Source organism: Alcanivorax profundi (assembly GCF_003597125.1).
Lineage (GTDB): Bacteria > Pseudomonadota > Gammaproteobacteria > Pseudomonadales > Alcanivoracaceae > Alcanivorax > Alcanivorax profundi.
Map to the genome: position 1 here is coordinate 126,329 of NZ_QYYA01000003.1, position 24,717 is coordinate 151,045.

General features: G+C 59.2%; 25 protein-coding genes. 1 reads left to right on the forward strand and 24 read right to left on the reverse strand.

What is annotated here, in order from left to right; genetic code table 11:
• Nucleotides 1-362 precede the first annotated feature (362 nt).
• The 19 genes from D4A39_RS10545 to D4A39_RS10630 all read right to left on the reverse strand — a co-directional run bounded on the left by D4A39_RS10545 (nucleotide 363) and on the right by D4A39_RS10630 (nucleotide 17,079).
• Nucleotides 363-797 (reverse strand): copper resistance protein NlpE, encoded by a 435-nt coding sequence (locus tag D4A39_RS10545; RefSeq protein ID WP_119918078.1) that lies wholly within the window; start codon nucleotides 795-797, stop codon nucleotides 363-365.
• Between the two features lie 118 nt (nucleotides 798-915).
• Nucleotides 916-1,092: a hypothetical protein gene (locus tag D4A39_RS17775; RefSeq protein ID WP_022986816.1), complete on the reverse strand. Its 177-nt coding sequence runs from the start codon at nucleotides 1,090-1,092 to the stop codon at nucleotides 916-918.
• Between the two features lie 112 nt (nucleotides 1,093-1,204).
• Nucleotides 1,205-1,882 carry a class I SAM-dependent methyltransferase gene (locus tag D4A39_RS10550; protein WP_022986817.1) on the reverse strand — a complete coding sequence of 226 codons (678 nt, stop codon included), beginning with the start codon at nucleotides 1,880-1,882 and terminating at the stop codon, nucleotides 1,205-1,207.
• A 129-nt stretch (nucleotides 1,883-2,011) separates the two neighbouring features.
• A complete protein-coding gene (locus D4A39_RS10555; protein WP_022986818.1) occupies nucleotides 2,012-2,680 on the reverse strand; it encodes a glutathione S-transferase family protein in 669 nt (222 codons plus the stop codon).
• Between the two features lie 56 nt (nucleotides 2,681-2,736).
• A complete protein-coding gene (gene dacB / locus D4A39_RS10560; RefSeq protein ID WP_022986819.1) occupies nucleotides 2,737-4,230 on the reverse strand; it encodes a D-alanyl-D-alanine carboxypeptidase/D-alanyl-D-alanine endopeptidase in 1,494 nt (497 codons plus the stop codon).
• 122 nt (nucleotides 4,231-4,352) lie between these two features.
• On the reverse strand, nucleotides 4,353-5,333 hold the full coding sequence (gene lipA, locus D4A39_RS10565; RefSeq protein WP_119918079.1) for a lipoyl synthase: 981 nt from the start codon (nucleotides 5,331-5,333) through the stop codon (nucleotides 4,353-4,355).
• Nucleotides 5,334-5,365: 32 nt separating this feature from the next.
• Nucleotides 5,366-6,034: a lipoyl(octanoyl) transferase LipB gene (lipB, locus tag D4A39_RS10570; protein WP_031227150.1), complete on the reverse strand. Its 669-nt coding sequence runs from the start codon at nucleotides 6,032-6,034 to the stop codon at nucleotides 5,366-5,368.
• 209 nt (nucleotides 6,035-6,243) lie between these two features.
• Nucleotides 6,244-6,540 carry a hypothetical protein gene (locus tag D4A39_RS10575; protein ID WP_119918080.1) on the reverse strand — a complete coding sequence of 99 codons (297 nt, stop codon included), beginning with the start codon at nucleotides 6,538-6,540 and terminating at the stop codon, nucleotides 6,244-6,246.
• Between the two features lie 216 nt (nucleotides 6,541-6,756).
• The gene (locus D4A39_RS10580; RefSeq protein ID WP_119918081.1) at nucleotides 6,757-7,026 is read right to left on the reverse strand and encodes a YbeD family protein; all 270 of its coding nucleotides are present in this window, start codon (nucleotides 7,024-7,026) and stop codon (nucleotides 6,757-6,759) included.
• A 4-nt stretch (nucleotides 7,027-7,030) separates the two neighbouring features.
• Nucleotides 7,031-7,903 (reverse strand): D-amino acid aminotransferase, encoded by an 873-nt coding sequence (locus D4A39_RS10585; RefSeq protein WP_119918082.1) that lies wholly within the window; start codon nucleotides 7,901-7,903, stop codon nucleotides 7,031-7,033.
• Between the two features lie 8 nt (nucleotides 7,904-7,911).
• The gene (locus tag D4A39_RS10590; RefSeq protein ID WP_022986825.1) at nucleotides 7,912-9,072 is read right to left on the reverse strand and encodes a D-alanyl-D-alanine carboxypeptidase family protein; all 1,161 of its coding nucleotides are present in this window, start codon (nucleotides 9,070-9,072) and stop codon (nucleotides 7,912-7,914) included.
• Between the two features lie 152 nt (nucleotides 9,073-9,224).
• Nucleotides 9,225-10,112 (reverse strand): septal ring lytic transglycosylase RlpA family protein, encoded by an 888-nt coding sequence (locus tag D4A39_RS10595; protein ID WP_022986826.1) that lies wholly within the window; start codon nucleotides 10,110-10,112, stop codon nucleotides 9,225-9,227.
• Complete coding sequence (gene mltB, locus D4A39_RS10600) at nucleotides 10,109-11,164, reverse strand: lytic murein transglycosylase B (protein ID WP_022986827.1); 1,056 nt, start codon at nucleotides 11,162-11,164, stop codon at nucleotides 10,109-10,111. Before mltB ends, D4A39_RS10595 begins: the two co-directional genes overlap by 4 nt.
• A 25-nt stretch (nucleotides 11,165-11,189) precedes the next feature.
• Nucleotides 11,190-12,335 carry a rod shape-determining protein RodA gene (gene rodA / locus D4A39_RS10605; protein WP_119918083.1) on the reverse strand — a complete coding sequence of 382 codons (1,146 nt, stop codon included), beginning with the start codon at nucleotides 12,333-12,335 and terminating at the stop codon, nucleotides 11,190-11,192.
• On the reverse strand, nucleotides 12,332-14,239 hold the full coding sequence (gene mrdA, locus D4A39_RS10610) for a penicillin-binding protein 2 (protein WP_022986829.1): 1,908 nt from the start codon (nucleotides 14,237-14,239) through the stop codon (nucleotides 12,332-12,334). The genes rodA and mrdA overlap by 4 nt, the downstream gene beginning before the upstream one ends.
• Before the next feature lie 27 nt (nucleotides 14,240-14,266).
• Nucleotides 14,267-14,737, reverse strand: a complete 471-nt coding sequence (rlmH, locus tag D4A39_RS10615; protein ID WP_022986830.1) for a 23S rRNA (pseudouridine(1915)-N(3))-methyltransferase RlmH — start codon at nucleotides 14,735-14,737, stop codon at nucleotides 14,267-14,269.
• A 3-nt stretch (nucleotides 14,738-14,740) separates the two neighbouring features.
• The gene (gene rsfS / locus D4A39_RS10620) at nucleotides 14,741-15,103 is read right to left on the reverse strand and encodes a ribosome silencing factor (protein ID WP_022986831.1); all 363 of its coding nucleotides are present in this window, start codon (nucleotides 15,101-15,103) and stop codon (nucleotides 14,741-14,743) included.
• Nucleotides 15,100-15,765, reverse strand: coding sequence for a nicotinate-nucleotide adenylyltransferase (gene nadD / locus D4A39_RS10625; RefSeq protein WP_022986832.1), 666 nt, complete (start codon nucleotides 15,763-15,765; stop codon nucleotides 15,100-15,102). Before nadD ends, rsfS begins: the two co-directional genes overlap by 4 nt.
• A 57-nt stretch (nucleotides 15,766-15,822) precedes the next feature.
• Entirely contained in the window at nucleotides 15,823-17,079 is a 1,257-nt protein-coding gene (locus tag D4A39_RS10630; RefSeq protein ID WP_022986833.1) for a glutamate-5-semialdehyde dehydrogenase, read from the reverse strand.
• 225 nt (nucleotides 17,080-17,304) lie between these two features.
• Between D4A39_RS10630 and D4A39_RS10635 the strand changes: the two genes are divergently transcribed.
• The gene (locus D4A39_RS10635) at nucleotides 17,305-18,594 is read left to right on the forward strand and encodes an alpha/beta fold hydrolase (RefSeq protein ID WP_022986834.1); all 1,290 of its coding nucleotides are present in this window, start codon (nucleotides 17,305-17,307) and stop codon (nucleotides 18,592-18,594) included.
• Between the two features lie 152 nt (nucleotides 18,595-18,746).
• Here the strand turns inward: D4A39_RS10635 and D4A39_RS10640 are convergent, their stop codons facing one another.
• From D4A39_RS10640 to leuS, 5 genes are all read right to left on the reverse strand, one after another.
• Nucleotides 18,747-19,598 (reverse strand): class I SAM-dependent methyltransferase, encoded by an 852-nt coding sequence (locus D4A39_RS10640; RefSeq protein WP_022986835.1) that lies wholly within the window; start codon nucleotides 19,596-19,598, stop codon nucleotides 18,747-18,749.
• Nucleotides 19,599-19,864: 266 nt separating this feature from the next.
• Entirely contained in the window at nucleotides 19,865-20,413 is a 549-nt protein-coding gene (locus D4A39_RS10645) for a DJ-1 family glyoxalase III (RefSeq protein ID WP_022986836.1), read from the reverse strand.
• Between the two features lie 149 nt (nucleotides 20,414-20,562).
• Nucleotides 20,563-21,564 carry a DNA polymerase III subunit delta gene (holA, locus tag D4A39_RS10650; RefSeq protein WP_022986837.1) on the reverse strand — a complete coding sequence of 334 codons (1,002 nt, stop codon included), beginning with the start codon at nucleotides 21,562-21,564 and terminating at the stop codon, nucleotides 20,563-20,565.
• A 1-nt stretch (nucleotide 21,565) separates the two neighbouring features.
• Nucleotides 21,566-22,060, reverse strand: coding sequence for an LPS-assembly lipoprotein LptE (locus D4A39_RS10655; RefSeq protein WP_022986838.1), 495 nt, complete (start codon nucleotides 22,058-22,060; stop codon nucleotides 21,566-21,568).
• A 71-nt stretch (nucleotides 22,061-22,131) separates the two neighbouring features.
• A complete protein-coding gene (leuS, locus tag D4A39_RS10660; protein WP_022986839.1) occupies nucleotides 22,132-24,579 on the reverse strand; it encodes a leucine--tRNA ligase in 2,448 nt (815 codons plus the stop codon).
• Nucleotides 24,580-24,717 lie beyond the last annotated feature (138 nt).

Genomic DNA, 24,717 nt, shown 5'->3' on the forward strand with positions numbered 1-24,717 from the left:
CTGCTTGGGGGCGGGTGAAAGACCACTAAGACCAGCGAGCCCCTGTTAATACGATAAAAAGGCGGGCCATATTCTCCGTGCGGTCAGTGACAATGATATGTCAGACAGGCCCGCGAGTGTGGTATGGCACGCAAGAATCAACGAATCAGCTTCAATTCCGGGTCGCAATGATAGGGTTGAGGGTGCGTTAATGCAAGTCATTCCTATTTACAGCCTGAAGTGCAGGGGGAGGGGGGAATAAAGGGCGTGTGCTGTTTCAGACGATTGRGGGGGRGGGGGGGCCTGAACGGGCCGGTGTGAGTATGACCAGCCGCAGCTTCGGGCGAAGACGTGTCGCCTTCGCCCTGTGTGTGCCCGAGGGTTTATTTGCGCAGCAGCCTGTAGTTCAGGTTGCTTTCAATGAGCTCGCCATTCTCGTCCAACAGCTCGACCGCATTGACGGCATCACGAAGAAACTGGCGATCGCTGTCCGGGTCGCCGGGGTTGATGGTGTACACCTCCAGCTGTTTGTTGTCTTGCAGCCGGATGGTTTGTTCCCAGTCACCGCGCTCGATCGCGCTGGTCACGACGTTGGAGCCATTCATGTACTCCTCCCGGAGCTGAAAACGGGTGGGGTTGTCGAACTGGTCCCGGTACAGGGTCAGGGTGGTTCGGATGCCGGAACAATCGGCACAGGGGAGCATGCCACTATAGGTAATTTGTTGGGCGGTGGGATTCACCGGTTGTTCCGGTTGGCTTTGACAGGCGCTCAGCAGCACTGCCGCGCCCAGACCAAGAATAATAGAACGGGATTGCATGGCATTGTCTCCTTCTCGATTCCCTTCTGTCAGGGGTTTAGAGGATAACGCTGCGGATCGGTTCTGGATTTAAGGGGATTTTATGAATTTATTGCAATGTTTGCGGTGTGCGTATCGGTCACGAGGGAAGATTATGCCGGGAAATCAGGTGCAGGCTAAATTCGGTACGGGGCAACCCGCGCGGAGGGAGGGGCTCTTGCGGCAACGGATCATGATGCGCTTGCTTGAGCACGTAAAGGCAGTGTGACAGGGCCAGAACGGTGGCAAACACCAGCAGGAAATAAAGCAGAATCATGAGAGATGACCTGTGAGCATATCGTGCACCAACGTTATGCCCAGGCCTTCATGAACTCTATCGTCACTTTGTTAACAGGTGTAAGCATCCTGTAGCAGGAGCCATTTGGCCATCAGAGCTCCTGTTTTCTGGCCGTTAGTATTAACGACAGAGGCTGATGAGTATCGGGGCAAAGAGGTTCGCGGACAGTCACACGGAATCCGTGTGACTGTATCAGCGATAGCCAACCTGAAAATGATCGAAAATACCATGGGAACGGCGTGTCAACGTTGCCTTTCAGCCCCTGCCAATTGTTGCTGCGCCAGCCTTCCCTGTAGTCCCCCTGATGGGACATGGCGGGGTGCAGGGTCTGAATAAGCAGATGCCCCTGTGGTGCCAGTAGCGAGCCCAGGGTGGGGATCAGGTCACTGACTGATTGATCGCCAAACAAGGAAAAGTTGCAGACCACGGCATCAAAATGGCGGCCGGCCAGGGGGCCCGGGATGTCTCCATAGGGTAGCTGAAGGTACTCCCCGGGAGGGTGCTGTTGCCGGGCCGCCTCGACCAGCGTATCGATAGCATCAATCCCCGTGGAATGAATGCCGTGTTGGCAGAGGGCACGACACAACCACCCTTCGCCGCAGCCAACATCCAGTACACGCTTTGGTTGCAGGGCGGCGATGGTTTCCACTATGGCAGGATTGGTAATGCAGCGGCTTGAGATCGACTGATGTCGGATCAAGTTGGTCCAGGGGGTGGCATTGCGTTGCCAGCTCTCCAGTATGGCCTGCTCATTACCCTTTTCCGTCATTCTCCTGTCCATCGCTGGCCTGCGGGCTGTTTGGAGGTTGGTGGTACTGCACGCTCTTGAACGCATGGCGGCGGGGCGCCGGTTTTTGCATCTGGGTCCCTGGCATGCAAGGGAGAGAGCTTACCGCTGTCAGCGCATGGGGCTCAGTGGACCCGCTTTGTCAACGGCACGCTGGTAGGCCGGCCGTTGCTCCATCTGCTCCAGGAAACGGCGGATGCCAGGGTAATGGTCAAGATTGGCACGGGCGCTGGCCGCCTGCAGCGGAAAGCTCATCATGATATCCGCACAGCCAGGGGTATCCCCGGTGAACCAGGTATTGGCGGACAGATGTTGCTCGATTTGCGCGAGATGGGTGTCCAATTGCGGATCGATAAAGCTGCCGATGACCTTGCCGCTGATGCCCCGGGCGATGGGCTTGGCGAAAAACGGCATGGGCGACTGCGGTATACGGCCGAAAATCAGTTTCATCACCAGCAGGGGCATCAATGAGCCTTCGGCGTAGTGCAGCCAATAACGCTCTTCAAGCCAGCGTGAGTCGTCGGCCGGGGGTTGCCATGCTTCGCCGCCATAGCGGCGGGCCAGGTACTCAATAATCGCGCCGGACTCGACAATTGTGGTTTCACCATCGGTAATCGCCGGCGACTTGCCCAGCGGGTGGATCGCTTTCAGTTCAGCGGGCGCCAGCATGGTTTTGCTGTCGCGTTTGTAGTGTTTTATCTGGTAGTCGATGCCCAGTTCCTCCAGCATCCAGACGATGCGCAAGGAGCGGGAGTTTTCCAGATGGTGCACGGTAATCATGATGTTCTCCTGATGAAGGGTGCGACTTGGGCACTCGTCTAGCTCGGCGGACGGGACTATTGCCCTGCGGTACGCACGTCTTGTTGCCGGGCGGCCAAGTGTACCTGTTCAATCAATTCATCCAGTACCGCTTCCGCTCCCCAGGCCCGGTTATCATTGATCATGGCAACTACAGCCCAGGTGGTATTGTTTTCGTCACGGGTAAAGCCGGCAATCGATCGGACATTTTTCAGTGACCCGGTTTTGATATGCCCCATACCTGCCATGTCGGCATGGCCCAGCCTGCGTCGCATGGTGCCGTCCATGGCGACAAGGGGGAGTGATGCAATCAGTTCGGCGGAAAAGCGGCTTTCCCACGCGTGCTGAAGCAGCGACGCCATCTGTCGGGCGGTAATTCTTTCCTTGCGGGACAAGCCCGAGCCGTTTTCAAAGATCATGGCGGAGTCATCGACCCCTTTACGTGCCAGCCACTCACGGATGGTGCGGTCGGCGGCAGCCAGGTCGTCGGCATCTGTTGGCTGGCGGTTTTCTGCACCTAGCGTCAGGTAGACCTGGCGGACCATCACGTTATTGCTCCACTTGTTGATGTCGCGAACCATGGTGACCAGATCCCGGGATGACGTGGTGGCGAGTAATTCGGTGGTGTTGTCTCGCGGATGCAGGCCTTCTCGGATCTGACCGGTTAGCGTGCCACCAAGCTGTTGCCACAGGCTGACCAGCAGGGCGCCGGTGTAGTCAGCCTGCTCCATCAAGGCCAGATAGCTGGCGGTGGAGCAGCCATTGGGTAGCACTCCGGTGAGCGTAATGGCGGTCAGCCCATCTTCAGTCTGACTGGGGGTGTATTCGAACTGGTAGCGGCGCGGGCAATGGCCGTATTTGCGCGGAACCATGTGGTTGTCCAGTTTGACCCCGAAAAGGGATGGCTCCATCCAGCTGTGAATGCCGCGGTCGTCGGCCCGTGATCGAATGCGGACCACGTTAAGATTGGTCAGCAGGCCGCTGGGCTTGACCAGAAACGGGGCGTTGGGATTGCCGCCGTCGTCATCAAAATCGGCGATGCCGTTGGGCAGGTTGAAGACACTGCCATCCAGCACCAGGTCGCCCTGAATGTGAGCAATTCCCATGGCGCGCAGTTCCCGTAACAAAAGCCACAGGCGCTCTTCGGTGAGTTTGGGATCGCCACTGCCTACAAAATAAAGGTTGCCCTTTAACGTGTCCTCTTCGATGACGCCGTCGGTATAGATTCGGCTATGCCATTGGTAGGTGGGGCCGAGTAGTTCCAGTGCTGCAAAAGTGGTAATGACCTTCATGATGGATCCGGGATTGAAGGCTTCATTGGCATTCAGATATTGAGACTCACCGGGGCCATTCAGAGGAATGGCCGCCATGCTGAGACTGTTATGGTCCAACTTCAGTTTATCGGCAGCAGCTAGCACAGGCTGCAGCACAGGTACCGGCGGACTCGCCAGGGAAAGGGGAGGGAGGAGAAAGAACAGGAATGTCAGCAACACGCGAGGGCGGAGCGCTCCCCGGGCGAATACAGGCAACATAGAAAAGGGTCCCGGCAGTGAGAGGGGATGAGAATGTGACTAGAGGTTAGCGTAAACCGCGCTGGCGGTCAGTGGGCCGAAGGGAGAGGAATTGTAAATTCCTCTCCCGGTGCGAGGTTGGCTTATGCGGGTTTGTGCAGGCCCACATCCACGCCCTGGTGCTGCAGGTCCGCGTGGTAGGAGCTGCGTACCATCGGGCCTGATGCCACGGAAGTGAACCCCAGTTCTTCGGCTACCCGTGCATATTCGCGGAATTCATCCGGGTGCACGTAGCGTTCCACCGGGGCGTGGTGTTTGCTTGGTTGCAGGTACTGGCCGATGGTGATCATGTCCACGTCGTGCGCGCGCAGGTCGCGGATGGTGCTGATCACCTGCTCGAAGGTTTCACCCAGCCCGACCATGATGCCGCTTTTGGTGCTGACATCCGGCCGGCGAGCCTTGTACTGCTTCAGCAGGTCCAGTGAATGCTGATAACGGGCGCCTGGGCGAATGTGCTTGTACAGCTCGGGAACGGTTTCGATATTGTGGTTAAACACGTCCGGGGCGGTTTCCACCAGAATGTCCACCGCGGTGTCCAGGCAGGGGCGGAAATCCGGGGTCAGAATCTCGATACGCGTATTCGGTGTACGGCTGCGTACCTGACGGATGCATTCGGCGAAATGCTCGGCGCCACCGTCGGCAAGGTCATCGCGGTCCACCGAGGTAATGACCACATAGCTGAGATTCAGATTCTCCACGGACTCAGCCAGATGCAGGGGCTCTTCCGGGTCGAGGGCGTTGGGGCGACCGAATCCGACGTCACAGAAGGCGCAGCGGCGAGTACAGATGTCGCCCATGATCATGAAGGTGGCGGTGCCACCGCCAAAACATTCGGGCAGGTTGGGGCAGGCAGCTTCTTCGCAGACAGTGTGCAGTTTCTGCTTGCGCAGCAGACTCTTGATGCGCTGAATCTCGCCATTGGCCGGGACTCGTACGCGAATCCAGTCGGGCTTTCGCTGATAGCCGGTTTCTTCGTTGACCATGGGGATGGTACGAACCTTGTCCGCACCACGCAGCTTGTCACCAATCTGAACCTTGCGTTTGGCTTGTGCCTGCTCGCTCATGAAGTGTCCGTCACCGTGTGTGGCCGAGGGTGTCAGCCAGCAGAAAGAGTGGAAGGGCTATTGTACCAGTCCGGAAGGGGTGCTGTCCGTGGCGTAAGGCCAAGACGTTTGGCTAATACGGTCACCAATTGTTGCTCCGTTTCCTCGCGTTCCAGGGTCACTCCCAGTGCACGCAGCGTGGTCATGGGCTGTCCCACATGGCCGCAGGGGTTGATGCGCTGCCAGGGCGACAAATCCATATCGCGATTGATGGCGAGTCCGTGATAGGTGGCGCCACGGCGGATGCGCAGCCCCAGCGAGGCAATCTTGGCGCCGTTCACGTATACCCCGGGGGCGTCATCACGGCTGGCGGCATTAATGCCCTGGTCATTGAGAAATTCGATGATGCTGTCCTCAATGGCGGTGACCAGGCCTCGGCTACCGAGGCCGATACGTTTGATGTCCAGCATCAGATAGATCACGGTCTGCCCTGGCCCGTGATAGGTCACCTGGCCTCCACGGTCAGAGTTCACCACAGGGATATCGCCCGGGTTCAGCACATGTTCGGGCTTGCCTGCCTGGCCAAGGGTAAAGACCGGGGGGTGTTCCAGCACCCAGAGTTCATCTTCAGTGTCGTCGCCACGGTGGTCTGTTAGCGCACGCATGGCCTGCCAGCAGGGAGAATAGTCAACAGTGGGGAAATAGCGGATGAGGGCGTTCATGGCGCGATTATACGGCCAGCTCATAGTGTGGCGCCAACAGAATGAAGGCAATCTGGGCATCCCCGGCGGCAAAGGCCGCACAGGCTGACTGGGGCGGTGACGGCCAAGCCGCATGCAAAGAAAAGCCCGGCAAAGCCGGGCTTAAGGGCAGACCCCATTCGGGGTAACAACAGTTAACCAGATACTTTTGCTGTCTGTGTTCTGTTCGATCAGATCAGGCGATTCCCTGTTTTCTGGTTTACCAGATGTAAATTCAGTTCCTGGACGCTAATGCCGAACTCGATGCCGTCATCATCATGCAGATTAATGGTTTCAAAGGCGTCGAAGTGTACCGGTAGGCTATTTGCGCGCTGCAGTATGTGTGGGCTGCGCGGCATGGCAGGGATGATATCCGCGGGAGCAGGCATGCCGGCGTGGCGATGGCCCTCGGTCGGTGCCGGGCTGTTCTGGAAGGCCAGAACAATCACCAAAGAGCTGAGCAATCCCGTAAGTGTCAGCAATTTCATGACGTCGAATCCCTGTGGTTGTTGTTATGGGATCGACACTACGGGCACGGCAGTGCCAGTGATAGACATGCTTGGTGGGGGTTGGGTGTCAGGCTGTTTCGCGCGGTAACGATGTGTAATCAGGATATGTGACACTGTGCACATCAGCGAAGAGGGGGACGTGGTATGGCCTCTTGGTGGCGCCCGTGGACCGGGCGCTGCATCACTGGGGCGTGGCTAGATGGTCATTTTAACATGAGGGCAGGCGTTCAGCGCCTTATAGATGGCTTCCACCTGTTCACGGTTACGCATGGTGACCTGGGCAGTAAACGAGACAAAGGTCCCCTTGCTGCTCGGCTTGCTGGTCAGATGGCTGGCCGCATCAAAGTCGTCCAGATGGGTAGAGAGAATCTCGATCAGCGCCTGCTCCAGCGGGGCGTCAGCGGCGCCCATCACTTTCAGTTGCATGGCATGGGGGAATTCCCAGAGGTGTTCCTGAATGGCCATGGGGCTACTCCTGGTCCAGGCCGCACAGGCGGCGTTTAAAATTCACGTAGTGCCGGGCAACAGTCTTCCACACCGGGCCAGGCTGGCCGCTGCCTACCGGACTGTTGTTCAGCTGGATGATGGGAACGATCTCCCGGGTGGAACTGGTGACCCAGATTTCTTCCGCTTGCCGCAGTTGGCTCTCACTGATTTCCTGTTCTGCAACCGGCAGCCCCTCGGCGACGCACAGCTCCACCACCAGATCGCGGGTGATACCGCCCAGAATGGCATGGCACTTGGGGGGCGTGACAATGGTGCCGTTGCGCACGATGAACACATTGCTGGCAGAGCCTTCAGTGACAAAGCCATCACGAAGCAGGATGGCTTCGGCGGCACCAGCCTCCACCGCTTGCTGCCGTAGCAGGCTGTTGGGCAACAGCGAGATGGACTTGATGTCACAGCGGGCCCAGCGGATGTCATCGAGGGTGATGGCCAGTGACCCCTGCGCAGTGTCGGGGCTGTCTGCGGCGGGTACCGCCACCGGGCTGGTCATCATGAAAACCGTGGGGGTCACCGGTGGAACGGGAAACGCATGGTCACGCTTTTGGGCGGCGCCACGGGTAATCTGCAGGTAGACCGACAGATTGCCACCGCCGTTGTGTGCCACCAAAGAATCACACAGCGAGCGCCACTGCGCCGGATCATGGGGATTGTGAATGCCGATTTCTGCCAGCGAACGTTCCAGGCGCTGCAGGTGTTCGTCGAAGCGAAACAGGACGCCATTGTAGGCGGGGATCACTTCATAGACCCCGTCGGCAAACAGAAACCCCCGATCCAGGGGCGAGATGCGCGCCTGGTCGGGGGCCATGAAATTGCCGTTCAGGTAGACCTGCGTCATACCGGTTCCTAGAACAGGCCCTTGAAGAACAGCAGGATGTGGTGCCATAACCGGGTAAAGAGACCCGCCTCTTCGACACTTTCCAGCGCCACCAGGGGTTTTTCTACCAGAAGCTCGTTATTCATCCGAACGGTCACGGTACCGTACTTTTCCCCTTGGTTGATGGGGGCCTGCAGCTGGGGATTCACGGTGACTTCAGCCTTGAGGTTTTCATGGCTTTCGCGGGGGATGGTCAGCACCAGGTCTTCGGCAAGCCCCAGACGGACCTGATCCTTGTCACCCATCCACAGTTCGGCAGTGTCCAGGATGTCGCCAGCGCTGTAGGCCTTGTAGGTTTCGAAGAAGCGGAAGCCGTAGGTCAGCAGTTTCTGGGATTCCCGTGCGCGGGCCCCTTCGGAATCGGTGCCCATCACCACAGCGATCAGACGCATGCCGTCTTTTTTGGCGGAAGAGACCAGGCAGTAGCCAGCTTCTTCAGTATGGCCGGTTTTCAGGCCATCCACGCTCTCATCCCGCCACAGCAACAGATTGCGGTTCTGCTGGGTGATGCCGTTGTAGGTGAATTCCTTCTCGGCATAAATATCGTAGTGCTCGGGGAAATCACGCACGATGGCGCGGGCAAGAATGGCCATGTCGCGGGCGGTAGTGAAGTGGTTCTCCGCCGGCCAGCCGGTGGCGTTCATGAAGTGGCTCTGGTTCATGCCCAGGCGACGTGCGTGCTGGTTCATCAGGTCGGCAAAGGCGTCTTCGGAGCCGGCGATATATTCCGCCATGGCCACGCTGGCATCATTACCTGACTGGATGATGATGCCCTTGAGCAGCTCGCCAACGCTGACGCGGGTTCCCTCCTTAACGAACATCCGTGAACCGCCCATTTTCCAGGCCTTGACGCTGATCGGGGCCATGTCGTCTTCGGACAGGTTGCCCTTCTGCAGCTCGGCTTCGGCGATATAGGCGGTCATCATCTTGGTCAGGCTGGCGGGGGGCAGGCGCTGTTCCGCGTTGTGCTCGACGATGATGTGGCCGCTGGCGGCGTCCATCAGCAAGTAGCCGCGGGCATCAATTTGTGGGGCTCGTGGGACCATGCTGGCGCTCGCCTGCAAGGACAGGGTGGTGCCCACAAAGGTAAGGACGACGAAAAAGAAAAAACGAAACGACTGGGGGCGCATGATTATCTGCCTGTGGTTCCTTGTCTGCCTGAGAGTTCAGGGGTTATTGGGGTCGGGGCTGCCTGTACTTTCCTGACGCAGTAACAGGAAAAAACCCGATGGCGTGCAATGGCTGCATTCTAGGCGTTGCCAGCGGTAATTTGTACCGTGTCTCAGTAACTCACCGGCATGGGACGGTCAAAACCGGCATCAGCGACTTGTTGCCTGGCCTGTTGGCGCTGGCTGTCATCACCGTAGGGGCCGATCCACACTCGATACAGGCTGGCCTGCTGGCGGATTTCCGTGGCCAGACCGAGCTGCACCTGCAGTGCCTGTTGCAGGCGCTCTGCGCTACTGCGGTCCTGAAAGGCTCCGGCTTGAAGGTACAGGCCGCCACCGGTTGCCGCCGCCGTGGCCGGTGCTGGCGGCGGACTGTCTACTGCCGCTCGTACAGCAGTGGGAACAGTATTGCCCTGGGGAGAGCTGCTGGCGGGGTTGATGGCTTCCACGCGCACCCGGCCGGTGCCCGCCTGATCGATCCCCAGGCGTACTGCGGCAGCCCAGGACAAATCGATGATACGTTCCGAGTGGAAGGGACCGCGATCATTGACCCGGACCACCAGGCTCTTGCCATTGTCCAGATTGGTGACCCGAACGTAGGTCGGCAGCGGCAGGCTGCGATGGGCCGCCGTGAACTGGTACATGTCGAAGGCTTCACCGCTGGAGGTGCGATGGCCGTGGAATTTTTGACCATACCAGGAGGCCTTGCCTTCTTCCACGTAGCCGTCTGCGCTAGGCAGGACCCGGTAAGTTTTGCCCCAGACACTGTAGGTTTCCGGGTTGCCGTAGCGGCTCAGGGGCTCGTGTTTCGGCACAGGCTCCTGCACGCCGGAAATGTCACGGGGTGCGTGGGGAGCGGTGTCTTGCTGCAGGCTGTACCGGTCGGAGCCCGGCGCCCCCTGGTTAACAGCGGGGGACTCCTTGTCGCTGTCCGGTGCGGGGGCGGTGACACAGGCGCCCAGAAAGACGCTTGCCAGGGTAACGGTGGCCAGCCTTTTCATTGTCCGCTCTCCAGTGCCTCTGCCAGTTGTCGGGACAGTTGTAACACGGCCATGGCATACAGGCGACTGTGGTTGTAACGGGTAATGGTGTAGAAGTTGTCGGTGGCCAGCCAGAATTCGGCACCGTCAGTGCCTTGCAAGTCGAGCAGGGCAACGCGGGTGCTGTCCGGGAGGTCAAAACAGTATTCGCTGGCAAAGCGGCCATCGCAGCTCACCGGGGTAACGCCGGCCTGGCGCGCCTCGGCAAGGGTGAAGGAAGGTTTATAGCCTTTTTTGGCCAGCGCTTCGTAGCCATTGCCCGAAAGGTGCGCGCGGGCGGCCACTGGCTGCCCCGGTTTCCATTTGTGCTCGCTGAAGTAATTGGCCACCGAGCCGATGGCGTCTACCGGGTTATTGACCAGGTCGATGACGCCGTCGTTGTCGAAGTCAACGGCATAGGCCTGATAGCTGGTGGGGATGAATTGCCCAAAGCCCATGGCGCCCGCGTAGGAGCCTGTGATGCTGTCGGCATCAATATGCGCACGTTGTTCCAGTTCGAACAGGGCCTGTAGCTGCTTGCGGAAGAAGGTGGCCCGTGGCGGATAGTCGAACCCCAGTGTAGCCAGCGCATCGACCACCCGGTACGTGCCCATATGCTGGCCGTAGCGGGTTTCCACGCCAATAATGGCAAGAATGATTTCCGGCGGGACACCGTAGGTTTTCTCGGCGCGTGCAAGCGCATCTGCGTGGGTGTGGGCGAATTCCACGCCTTTCTGGACACGACTCTCCTGCAGGAAAATCTTCTGGTAGGTTGCCCAGGTATGAGTCTTTTCCGCGGGTCGGGCGATGGATTCCAGAATTTTGGGCTGGCATTTGGCGCTGTCCAGCAAGGCGCGGATACGGTCTTCGTCGAGCCCTTGTTTGACCAGCGCCTGAATCATTGGGGCGGCCAGCTCGCGGTTGGCGTAGTCACTGCTTGCAGGGCAGACGTGTTCCAGAGCCGGTTTTTCGGCCTGGGCGAGGGAAGACAGGCCGAGCAGGCCAGCGAAAATACCTGGGTAAAGTCGACGCAACGTCGCTTCTCCTTGTTGTCTGTATTCAGTATCCAATAAGCCGGCGGTGCGTGTGTACCGACATGAGCATGCCGAAACTGGCCAGCAGCGTCACGATCGAGGTGCCACCGTAACTGATCAGGGGTAGCGGAACCCCTACTACGGGCATGAGCCCGGTCACCATGCCGATGTTGACGAACACATAGATAAAGAACGTCATGATCAGGCTGGAAGCCAGCAGTCGGGAAAAGGTTTCCTGTGCCTGCCAACTGATGAAAAAACCGCGCCCGACAATAATCAGGTACATGCCCAGCAGCAGGCAGACACCCATGAGTCCGAATTCTTCACTCAGCACCGCAAGAATGAAGTCGGTGGAGGATTCCGGCAGGAAATCCAGCCGTGACTGGGTGCCGTCGAGCCAACCCTTGCCGTCCAGTCCACCTGAGCCGATGGCAGTCTTGGACTGGATAATGTTCCATCCAGTTCCCCGGGGATCGGCTTCGGGATTCAAAAAAGTGTCTACCCGATTACGCTGATAATCGTGCATCACGAAGAAATACATGACCGGGGCGGCGGTCACGACCAGCAACACTGCAACGGCAATGAGACGCCAGGACAGACCGGCCATAAACAGCACGACCAGCCCGCTGGCAGCAATCAGAATCGCGGTACCCAGATCCGGCTGTAGTCCGATCAACATGGCGGGGAGACCCAGCAGTAACAAGGCGGCCAACACATCGCTGAGCCGCGGGGGTAGGGTGCGTTCACTGAAATACCAGGCGACCATGGCCGGAACCGCCAGTTTCATGACCTCAGACGGCTGAAAGCGACCCGCGCCGGGAATGCTCAGCCAGCGTTGCGCGCCCTTGGCTTCGGTCCCCATGACCAGCACAAGAATCAGCAATATCAGGCCGACAGAGTAGATGACTGGGGCCCAGAACCGGTAGCTGCGGGGGGGGATCTGTGCCAGCACGAACATGGCGGTGAGCCCGGCTCCAAAGCGAATACACTGACGAACGACCAGCTCCATGCTTTCCCCGCCGGCGCTGTAGAGTACGGTCAGGCCGCCGAGCATCAGCAGGAGCAGGCTGGCCAGCAACGGGGCGTCCAGATGCAGCCTTTCTGCCAGTCCCGGAGACAAGCTGCCTGAGGCATGGCCTGGCATCTGGCGGATAAATTCGCGCTGGCTCACGGGGTGTCTCCGCTGTTGTCGGTCAGGGTGGGCTCTGGTGCACTGGCACTGTCGCCAAACACTTCTGGCACATCCAGTTCGCCCTGCTCATTCAGTAACCACGCATCCATCACCTGGCGAGCGACCGGCCCGGCGGTGGAGCCGCCATGGCGACCATTCTCGACCAATACGGCTACCGCAATCGCGGGCTTGTCGGCGGGGGCATAGGACACCATTAACGCATGGTCCAGCATCCGTTCTGCCAGCTCGTCTTCGTTGTAGGTTTCGTCCTGCCCCACGGAGAACACCTGGGCGGTGCCGGATTTTGCTGCCATGCGGTATTTGGCGTCTACGGCCATGATACGGGCGGTGCCGCGGGCCCCGGTGACGTCCACCATGGCGTCAGTCATCTTTTGCCAATTACTTTCGTCGTTCAGAACAATGGTGTCCCGTTCTACCGGCTGGCGCTCGCCGCCCAGGGTGGGAATTACCTGTTTGCCGTGATTGGCGGTAATCGCGGTGGCGGTGGCCAGCTGTAGCGGAGTGGCGAGCATGAAGCCCTGTCCGATACTGGTATTGATGGTATCGCCATGGAACCACGGGCGGCCGCGGGCGGCTTTTTTCCATTGTTTCGACGGCATGATGCCGGTGGATTCATTGAACAGGTCAATGCCGGTGTGCTGCCCCAGGGAAAACAGGTTCATGTAGCGATGCATGCGATCAATGCCGAGCTTGAAGCCCATGTCATAGAAATAGGTATCGCAGGATTGCACCACCGCCAGATGCAGGTCGACACGGCCGTGTCCCCAGCGCTTCCAGTCACGGTAGCGGTGTGGGTCGTTTTCCAGCTGGTAGTAGCCAGGGTCGAAGATCGAGCGTTGCCAGTTGGTTACCCCGGCATCGAGCCCGGCAATGCCGAGCATGGGTTTGACTGTCGAGCCCGGCGGGTAACGGCCCTGCAGGGCACGGTTGAACAGGGGATTGTCGTGATCGTTGCGGTAGGCGGAATAATCATTGTGGCTGATGCCGGTCACGAACAGATTGGGGTTAAAGCCGGGGCGGCTGACAAACGCAAGTACACTGCCGTCGCGGGGGTCGATGGCCACCACCGCGCCACGGCGCTCTCCCAGGGCTTCATAGGCAGCCTTCTGCACGCGCATGGAAAGCCGCAGGCGCAAGTCTTTGCCGGGGACCGGAGGCTGCTCTTCCAGCACCCGCAGAATTCTGCCCCGGGCATTGGTTTCCACCTGGCGGTAGCCAACTTCGCCATGCAGGCGATCTTCATAAAAACGTTCGATCCCGGTACGCCCGTAGAAGTGGGTACCAGCGTAGTTGCGTTGTTGCTCCAGGGTCATGGCGTCCAGATCCTGGGCATTGATGCGATTCACGTAGCCAAGGACATGGGAGAACAGAATGCCGTGGGGGTAGTGACGGATGGGGTCGGCTGAGATGCGCACGCCGGGCAGGCGAAACTGGTTGACGGCCAGACGGGCAATTTCTTCCTCTGTGAGTCGGCCACGGACAGGGACCGGTTCCCAGGGACGGCGGGCAGCGGTGCGGCGCTTGTCAAAGCGCTCCAGGTCACCGGCATCCAGCTCCACCAGTTTGCCCAACTCGGCCAGCAGGGCTTCCAGATCTCCCGCCTGCTCAATAACCACTTCCAGTGAGAAGTCGGGCCGGTTATCGGCAAGGATGACACCGTCACGGTCGGTGATCAGGCCGCGCGGAGGCGAGATCGCCCGGGTTTGCACGCGGTTGTTGTCGCTCAGGGTGGTGTAGCGGCTGTGCTCGATGATTTGCAGCCAGAACATGCGCGCCAGCAACACGCCGGTCAGCAGTAGCACCAGAAAAACGCTCACCACCAGCCGCACACTGAAGATGCGCTGTTCGTGGTGATGATCTTTCAGGGTAAGCGGTTTGCGCATAAAAGGCGTCGGGTGAGCGTAAAACGATCAGCGATGATAGGGGTGGCCAGTCAGCAACGTCCACCCCCGATACAGTTGTTCAGCCAGTAATACTCTCACCAGGGGATGCGGGAGAGTCAGGTTGGACAGGCTCCAGCGTTCCTGCATCTGGGCTGAGAGCTCCGGGCAGAGTCCATCCGGGCCACCCACCAGAATGACCAGATCCTGGCCGATGTCCTTCAATTCGCCCAGCTTGTGGCTGAGAGCATGGGTATCCAGCGCCCGGCCACGCACTTCCAGCGCCACGGTTTTCGCGCCTGGATACTTCTCCAGGCGTTTGCGAATGGCGTCGGCCTCGCTGCGTACCAGGCTGGCAGTGTCACCCTTGGCCCGTTTGGGCATGGGGATTTCTTCCAGCTCAAGCCGCATGTCCGGCGGTAAGCGCTTTTGGTACTCGGCGAAGCCGTCATTGACCCAGCCTGGCATACGCGTGCCGACAGCCAGGAGAAAGATGCGCATGGATCAGGCGTCAGTCTGCTGGTCGCGGTTGGGATGGTGGTCCGGGTTGCGCCACAGTCGTTCCAGGTCGTAGAACTCGCGGGTAGCCGGCAGCATCAAGTGAACGATCACATCGCCCAGATCCACCAGGATCCACTCTCCGGTGTCTTCGCCTTCGGTGCCGATGGGGGGGTGTTCAGCCTTCTTGGCAGCCTCGACCACATTGTCCGCCAGGGCTTTGACATGACGGTTGGAGGTGCCGCTGGCGATCACCATGTAATCGGCCATGCTGGTCACGTCGCGGACGTCCAGCTCGGTGATGTTCTGCGCTTTCAGTTCTTCCAGGGCGTCAATTACCTGTGGCAGCAGCGGGGTGTCAGCGCTCATGGGGCCTCGTGATCGGTTGAATGGGTTGTTGTCGGGACATTATACAGATGATGGCCGCGAATATGGGCGCTTACTGCAGGATCCAGTGCCGGGCAATCGCCCTTGCGTGCCAGTGCTTCCCTGATCGCGGTGGCAGAGACGTCCAGAAAGGGGCGTTTAAGCATCAGCCGTAACCCGGCAGGCTGTCCACAAAGCCCATAGGCATCACTTTCCGGAAAGGCTGCAAGCACCTCGCCACTGGCCAGTTTGCTGTCCGGGCGAGGCACCACGGCCAGGTGACACAGCGTGGCGTAGTCCTGCCAGCGGTGCCAGTGGTGGAGGCTGGCAAAACTGTCCGCGCCGATCATGAATACCAGCGGGGCCTCAGGGTGTTGCTGGCGGAAGTGCTGCAGGGTCTTGAGGCTGTAGCTGGGACCTTGCTGGCGCAGTTCCCAGTCATCGACGATCAGGCTGGGATGCTCGTGACAGGCCAGCCGCAACATGGCGAGTCGTTGTTCGGCATCGGCTGTCGGTTGCGGGCGGTGGGGTGGGACTGCATTGGGGAGCAGGTGCACAGGGGCATCCCCCAGCACCTTTGACACCGCCCGTGCTGCGCTGATATGGGCGCGATGGACAGGATCGAAGGTGCCGCCGAACAAGACAAGAGGGGCGCTGTTACGCATCACGCTACCCACAGCACGCTGGTCGCGTGCGAGGGGGGTGCGTAGAGTGCGTGAGCATTATTGACGGATGTGGCCATCACCCAGCACTACCCATTTTTGGCTGGTGAGTCCTTCCAGTCCGACCGGCCCACGGGCGTGGATCTTGTCGGTGGAGATGCCAATTTCGGCGCCCAGTCCGTACTCGAAACCGTCGGCAAAACGGGTGGAGGCGTTCACCATCACCGAGCTGGAGTCCACCTCGGTCAAAAATTGACGGGCCCGGGTATAGTTTTCGGTGATAATCGCCTCGGTATGGCCGGAGCTGTAGCGATTGATATGATCAATGGCTTCATCCAGATCCCGAACAATTTTCACCGCCAGCACCGGTGCCAGGTATTCCTCGCCCCAGTCGGTTTCGGTGGCCTCGCTCATGCCATCCACAATGCTGCGGGCCAGCTCGCAGCCGCGCAGTTCCACGCCGGCATCCTGATAGCGGGCGGCCAGCTGCGGCAACACTTGCTGGGCAATGGCATTGGCTACCAGCAGGGTCTCGGTAGTATTGCAGGTGCCGTAGCGCTGAGTCTTGGCGTTGTAGGCCACCTCAATGGCTTTGGCGATATCGGCCTGATCATCAATATAGGTGTGGCAATTGCCATCCAGGTGCTTGATGACCGGTACCCGGGCCTCGTTGCTGATCCGCTCGATCAGGCCCTTGCCGCCGCGGGGAACAATCACATCCACATATTCAGGGTGAGTAATCAGCTCGCCAACGGCCGCCCGATCGGTGGTCTCCACCACCTGGACGGCGGTATCCGGCAGGCCGGCCTCACGCAGACCGATGCGCAGGCACTCGGCAATGGCCTGATTGGCATTGATGGCCTCTGAGCCGCCTCGAAGAATGGCTGCATTGCCGGATTTCAGGCACAGGGCGGCAGCATCGATGGTCACGTTGGGGCGAGACTCGTAGATGATACCGATGACACCGAGTGGTACCCGCATCTTGCCAACCTGAATACCCGAGGGGCGATAAGCCAGATCCGTGATCACCCCGACCGGATCCGCAAGGCTGATGATCTGTTCAAGCCCTTCTACCATGCCGTCAAAGCGATCCGGGGTCAGTTCCAGGCGATCAAGCAGCGCGGCATCCAGGCCGTTATTGCGACCGTTATCCAGATCCTGCTGATTGGCCTGCAGAATCGCACTGCGGTGGTTGCGCAGGGCGCTGGCGATGGCCGCCAATGCCTTGTTCTTGTCGCCGGAACTGGCCCGGGCCATTGACCGGGAAGCCAGGCGAGCCTGCTCGCCCAGTCGCTGCATGTATTGCTGGATATCCATAGGGTTACAAATGTGATTCAAATGAAGGCCACCATTATAGCGATAACTGGCGCTTTACGCTTGCACCCAAATAATGAAGAATTAAAGGCCTTTGCTGCGTTTGTCGGGCTAACCTCCTGTTTTCTGGCACGATTGTGCCAAAATCGCAGCAGCCAAAACCAATAAAACTTGCGTGCCTGCCACAAGGCGCCTTACAACAAGAACAACAGAACGGAGCCAGAGACCATGGCCATCCAGTATCAGGAGTACACCCGTTCAGCGATCAAGGCCGACCCCATTGAGCTATGGGCAGGTGACTGGCGGATTGATTACCTTGCTTTCTCAAGCCCGGCCAATGCCCACAAACCGCCGTTGCTGGTAGTTGGGGGTGCCTTTCAGAATTTCACCTCCTACAAATACTGTGTAGAGCGTATTTACGAAGATTTCCCGGTGATTCTGGTGGATCTGCCCTCGCTGGGAAATAACACCCAGATCGCCCCCGATCTGAGCATGGAAGACCTGGCGGATTTGTTGTTTGAGTTCACCCGCCTGTCTGGCCTGCAGAAAGTGCATCTCATGGGGCTGTCGCTGGGCTCAGCCATTGCCAGCACCTTTGCCTACAAGTATCCGGAAGAAACCGGCAAGTTGATTGTCGCCGGTATCGTGACCCGTCCTCGCAAGAGCTGGCGCATGCTGGTCGATGAATCCAAGCGGGTGCTGGGTGAGGGCCGCATGGATGAGTTCAGTCAGGCGGTGGTGCTGTATCTGGTGAACTATAACCGGATCAAGGAAACCGGCATCACGCCTACGGCGCGAAAGCTGTTTTACCGGCAAATGAAAAAGTTGTCCGAGAACGAGCAGGAACGCTATGTGATTAATGGCAGCCGTCTGTTGTCTGTTGAAGGTCTGCTGGGTTACCCGCAATGCGAAACCCTGGTCACCACTGGTGAATACGACAGTTTTACCCTGCCCTGGGAGAACGCATCATTTGCCGAGAAGTGCCCCAATGCGCAATTCGTGTTGATCAAGGGTGCAGACCATTTGCCCCAGCTGGAAAAGCGTGAAGTCTCACTGGATCTTTTTTCCACCTTTCTGCGTGGCGAGTCCATCGAGAATGTGGAAGGGACCCGTTATTTCCGAAAAGGGGAGTCCAAACAGCTTGACCGCCGCCGTGCCGAGCGCCTGATTCCCTGCAACACCCGTGGCCATGTCACCAGCGAATCCCGGGTCGGTGACCGCTTTCGCTTCAACAAACCGGTGAAGGTGGTGGACATCAACTTTTTCGGTTGTCTGATCAAGCTGGATGAGCCGGGTTTTTCCCTGGCAGACCATGCCCGCGATTGCACCCTGTATCTGGAAAGTCCCGAACTCAAGCTGGATTTGCTGGTGTTCGATTACGACGGTGAAGGCTATCTGCGTTGCCTGTTCAAACACGGCAACATCGCCCTTGCCGAACGGTTCACCGAGCTACTCAAGGACAGCCAGTATTTTTTGCGCCCCAAAAGTGAAGACAAGGTGCACCGGATTTACGGATAAGCTCGGAAGGCAGTTAACAGTGAATAGTTAACAGCTAAAGACAAAAGAAAGGTCCAACACAAAAGGCCGCGTCCGAAAATCGGGTGCGGCCTCTTTGGTTAAGGTTAAGTGAAAAGCCTTCCCGTGCGCTGTTCACTATTCATTGTTCACTGTTAACTGCTCTTAACCGCTTCCAGAATCCGCACCATCGGATTGCCTCTCGTGACCGGGATCGGTAACTGGCCGTAATGGTCTGCCGGATTGTGAATCAACAGGTTGTCGAAACCCTGTGCCTTGAAGTGGGCAATGGCTTCGTCGTCGGCGTGAAAGTGGAAGCCGACCTGGCTGCGCGATACTGCGCCAAGCAGGTTGCCCAGCACTTTCAGGGTGCGGTAGAAGGGCATGCCCCGATACAGCGGATAGTTGTCGGTGAGGTAAGTGCCCTGGGGAAAGGCGGACAATGCGGTCGCCAGTTTGGCCCAGAACTCTGAGATGACTGGTAGCGGGAAGTAGTTCACCAGCCCCTCCGTAATGACCACTACCGGTTTGCTCTGATCCAGCTGGCTGAGCACATGGGTCAGGCTCAGCTCGCCGTCTTCGGCAAAAATATTGATGGGCATTACCCGGTGGCGATCGCTGAGTACCTCATGTTCCTGCAGCAGTTGCTGTTTGCGATGTGCCATGTCAGGCAGGTCGGTTTCCAGATAGGTGAGCTGCGGATACTGCTGGCAGAAGCGGTGCCCCCGAGGCGACAGCCCACAGGCGATTTCCACGACCTGCGTTACACCGGCTTCGATCAACTGGTGCAGGCGATGGTCAATCAGATGATGCCGTTGCAGTAGAAAGGTACGGATATTGCCGCCGACAATGTGACGGCCGACAAATTCGAACGGGGCAAGGGCACCGTAGAGAAACGCGCCGCCGCGGGTGCGGAAGAACGGAGCGGAGATGCCGTCGCGGGTCCAGACGTGGCCGGTATAGAGTGCAGTAAAGCTGATCGAGGATGTGTCGCGAGGTTCGCTCATTGTTGTTCTGCTGCTGTTGATCGTGGACTGACAGGCTAGCAGAATTCTGCCATTGGGTGATGGCAGTTTGAGCCAAATATGGGTTCGCAAGTGTCTCGTTGCTTGCAGGGGCGGCTTTGCTGAGGCTCGGTCGCCTACAGGCTGGCTGCGTCGCTGTTGTGGGAGCCAGCCAGCTGGCGCAGAGCGCGGCCCTACGCAGCATCGCTTGCAGGCAAGCCCCTTCAGGGTACGGTGTGACGGTAGCGAGGGGCGCTGTCAGCCGCTCTTTATATCACCATGGGGGTGGCGACCTCGTCGCGCTTTTCCCGGCCGCACAGCGCGTCGACCAGGGCAAGGGCGAATTCCAGTGCGGTGCCGGGGCCGCGGCTGGTGAGGCAGTGCCCATCCTGTACTACACGTTCCTCTAGCCGTTGCTTGTTGGGCAGGGCATCGGTAAAGAACGGATGGCCTGTGGCCTCCACATCATCCAGCAGGCCGTGGGGTGCCAGCGCCACCGCGGGGGCGGCGCAGATGGCGCCATAAAAACGGCGACTGGCTTTCTGATGCTTTAGTTTGGCGATGAGCTTCTCGTTGCTCCCCAGCGCATCGGCGCCAGGCATGCCACCGGGAAGCACGATCAAGTCGTATGGTGTGTCCACCAGATCATCAATCAGGGCGTCTGCCTCGATGCGGGTGCCCCGTGCTGCCACGATGCCGGGTTTGCCGGTGACACTGGCGACGGTGACCTCAATGTCCGCCCGGCGCAGTACATCGATCAGGGTGACGGTTTCGATATCTTCACTGCCGTCGGCGATAGGGATCAGGGCGGTGGGCATAATCTGACTCCTGTAGTGACTACACGCTACAGGCTACACGCAATTGGATCAGGAGGGGCGAAAAGGTTCACGGGCTTTCCCAGAGACGAAAAAGGATTTTCAGATCGTCGAGTTGGGGCCAATAAACAACCTCCACATTACAGGGGAGGTTACCGTTCCAGGCTTCTGGGCAGGGGCTGGCCAGCCAGGCGCAGGGCAAGGTTGGTGACATGTTGCCAGGGGTCGCCTTTGGCCATGCCTTTGACGCACTGATCGGCGCGGATCGCGCTCGCCTGGGCGGCCCGCAGTTGCTGCGGGTTAAGACGGTTGGCCTGGGCCTGCATGGCGCGGGCTCGCTGTGGGGGCAGGCGCGGTGGTGGCCCGCCGCCGAGCATGCCGTCAAGGATGCGAATGTCACGGCTCAGGGCCCACAGTAATACCGGTGGTTCGACGCCTTCTGCTCGCAGGGTCTGGATGATATGCAGTACCCGGTGGGCATCGCCCTGGGCGGTGGCTTCGGTGAGGTCAAAGGGGGAGTAACGGCTGGAATCGCCGACCGCCTGTTGAACATGCTCAGGGGATACCTGGCCGTTGTCGACCAGCAGGGCAAGTTTGTCCACTTCCTGGGCGGCGGCCAGCAGGTTGCCTTCGCTCCGTTCGATCAGCAGGGCGAGGGCGTCATCGCCAGCGTGCAGCCCGCGGCTGGCGAGCCGGTCCTGTAACCAGTTACGCAGTTGATTGCCTTCCACCGGCCACACTTCAATGATGGCGCCAATCTCGTCCAGGGCCGTGACCCAGGCGCTTTTCATGTCTTTGCGACGATCCAGTTTGGAGCAGCGAATCAGTATCAGAGTGTCAGGAGACGGGTTGGCGAACAGATCGCGCAGGATCTGGCTGCCGTTTTTGTCGGGCCGCTTTTCTCCAAGCACCAGCTCGAGAATTCGGCGCCCGCCGAACAAGCTCATGCTCTGTGCTTCATTGAGCACTGCATTCCAGTCGATGCCAGTGTCGGCGGAAAAGCGATGGCGCTCGTCATAACCCTGATCGCGTGCGGCACGGCGCAGGTCGTCCAGCAGCTCCTGTTGCTGCAGGGGTTCGTCGCCGGCGACCAGATAGACCGGCATCAGCCCGGAGGACAGATGCTTGCCAAGTTGCTCCGGACGCAGGCGCATATCAGTAGGGCTCCCAGCGCTGGGATGCGGTAGCAATCTGGTTGATCAGGCGATAGCTCATGTCTTCGTAGAGATCGTCGCGCACCATGCTTTCTTCGTCGGAGGATGCAGTGGCGTTCTCCGGATACCAGGGCAGCGTGCGCAGCGCCATGACTCGTTTGGGGGTCGTCAGCAGGGCGCCGGTCTTGCGGTCCTCAATATGCCAATAGAGGGTGTAGCGCAGTTCGATTTCGGCCTGTCGACCCTGCGCATCCACGGCAGAGGTGCGCCGCATCCAGTCCTCATCATCAATGACCAAAAGGTAGGGAGATTCGCCGTGCACCAGGACGTCCTGGTTTTCCAGCTCGTCTTCCAGCGTATAGCGTAACTCGGTGCTGGCACCCGACACCGCGAGGGTTTCCAGATTGGGTTTACTGGTGGTACCGCGCAGCTGCCAGCCACAGGCTGTCAGCAGCAGGGAAAGAATCAGGGCGGTGATACCGGCAGACGCCTTCATGGAGCTCTCCATTCACACAGACCAGCGACACAGGGGCGGAGCGCGGCAAACGCCGATATCCGCCCTGCGATTCAGTTGGCGACGATGTTAACCAGTTTGCCGGGGACGACGATAACCTTGCGAATGGTTTTGCCTTCAGTGAATTTCTGCACGTTGGGCTCATCTTTCGCCAGGGCTTCGACGGCTTCCTTATCGGCAGTGGCCGGCACATTCAGTTTGGCGCGCACTTTGCCGTTCACCTGTACTACCAGCTCGATGCTGTCTTTCACCAGGGCGCTTTCGTCCACGGTGGGCCAGCCGGCGGTGAGTACGGTCTCATCATGCCCAAGGGCCTGCCACAGGGCGTGGGCTGCGTGGGGTATAATGGGGGCAAGCAGCAGCACGGCCGCTTCCAGTGCCTCGTGTTTCACCGCGCGGTCTGACTCGCCAAGACCGTCGAAACGGCTGACTTCATTGATCAGTTCCATGACGGCGGCGATGGCAGTGTTGAAGGTGTGGCGGCGACCGAAGTCATCGCTGACCTTCTGGATGGTTTCGTGGGTCTTGCGACGCAGCGCCTTGGCGTTGTCGTCCAGGGCGCCAAGATCCAGCGCAGCGGGCAGACCGGCTTCCACGTGGTCGGCCACTTGTCGCCAAAGGCGCTTGATGAAACGGGACGCGCCCTCGACGCCGGAATCATTCCATTCCAGTGATTGCTCCGGCGGTGCGGCAAACATGATGAACAGACGTACGGTGTCAGCACCGTACTGTTCGATCATCTCCTGCGGGTCCACGGTGTTACCTTTGGACTTGGACATCTTGGCGCCGTCTTTCAGCACCATGCCCTGACACAGCAGTTGCTTGAACGGCTCGTCGGAGTCCACCAGGCCGGTATCACGCAGCAGCTTGTGGAAGAAGCGCGAATACAGCAGGTGCAGGATCGCGTGTTCGATACCGCCAATGTACTGGTCTACCGGCAGCCAATAGTTGGCGGCGGCGGGGTCCAGCATGGCCTGATCGCTCTGCGGTGAGCAGTAGCGGGCGTAGTACCAGCTGGATTCCATGAAGGTATCGAAGGTGTCGGTTTCGCGCAGGGCTGGCTGGCCATTGAATGTCGTCTTGGCCCATTCCGGGTCGGCCTTGATCGGGCTGTTCACCCCATCCATTTCCACATCGGTGGGCAGTACCACCGGCAGCTGGTCGGCGGGGGTGGGGTGCAGTTCACCGTCTTCGGTTTCTACCATGGGGATGGGAGCGCCCCAGTAACGCTGACGGGAGACGCCCCAGTCGCGCAGGCGGTAGTTCACTTTCTTCTCGCCCAGGTTGCGCTCGCTCAGCCAGGCCGCGATGGCGTCGAAGGCTTCGGCGGAGGTCTTGCCGGAGAATTCACCGGAGTTCACCAGCTGGCCTTTTTCGGTAAAGGCGGCTTCAGCCAGGTCGATGGCTTCACCATTGGCAGGCTCAATCACTTGGGTGATGGGCAGGTCATACTTCTGTGCAAATTCAAAGTCGCGCTGGTCATGAGCTGGCACAGCCATCACCGCGCCGGTGCCGTAGCCCATCAGGACAAAGTTGGCGATCCATACCGGCACGGGCTCTCCGCTAATCGGATGAGTTGCGGTGAGGCCGGTGGCGATGCCTTTCTTTTCCATGGTGGCCATGTCGGCTTCGGCCACCTTGGTGTGCTGGCACTCTTCCACAAAGGCGGCTACGTCAGCACGGCTGGCGGCAGCTTTCTGCGCCAGTGGGTGACCGGCGGCCACGGCTACGTAGCTCACTCCCATCAGGGTGTCCGGACGGGTGGTGTAGACGCGCAGCGGGTCTTCACCGTCGATGGCGAATTCAAGTTCGACCCCTTCCGAGCGACCGATCCAGTTGCGCTGCATGGTCTTGACCTGCTCGGGCCAGCCATCCAGCTGGTCCAGATCGTTGAGCAGTTCGTCTGCGTAATCGGTGATCTTGATGAACCACTGAGGGATGTTCTTCTGCTCCACCGGGGTGTCACAGCGCCAGCAGCAACCTTCGATCACCTGTTCGTTGGCCAGCACGGTCATGTCGTGGGGGCACCAGTTCACGGTGGACTGCTTGCGGTACACAAGACCTTTTTCGTACAGCTTGGTGAAGAACCATTGTTCCCAGCGATAATATTCTGGCGTGCAGGTGGCCAGTTCGCGGTCCCAGTCGTAACCGAAACCCAGACGCTTTAGCTGGCCCTTCATGTAATCGATGTTTTCGAAGGTCCACTTGGCCGGGGCCACCTTGTTCTTGATGGCCGCATTTTCGGCAGGCAGGCCGAAGGCATCCCAACCCATGGGTTGCAGCACGTTTTTGCCCTGCATGCGCTGGTAGCGACTGATCACATCGCCGATGCTGTAGTTGCGCACATGGCCCATGTGCAGACGACCGGAAGGGTAGGGGAACATGCTCAGGCAATAGAACTTTTCCTTGCCGGCCTCTTCGGTGACCTTGAAGCTTTGGTTATCCTCCCAGTACTGCTGGGCTTGGGCTTCGATCTGATCGGGGCGATACTGTGCGTCCATCGGGTCTCTTTACTGATCAAAAAAACAACGGGTGTACGGGGTCGGAACCTTTGGCTGGCCAACAGGGCCACACTATCCAGAGGTTGCCGGCAAAGGAGACATAGGATACATGAGCTTGGCGTGGATTTCTCAATGGTC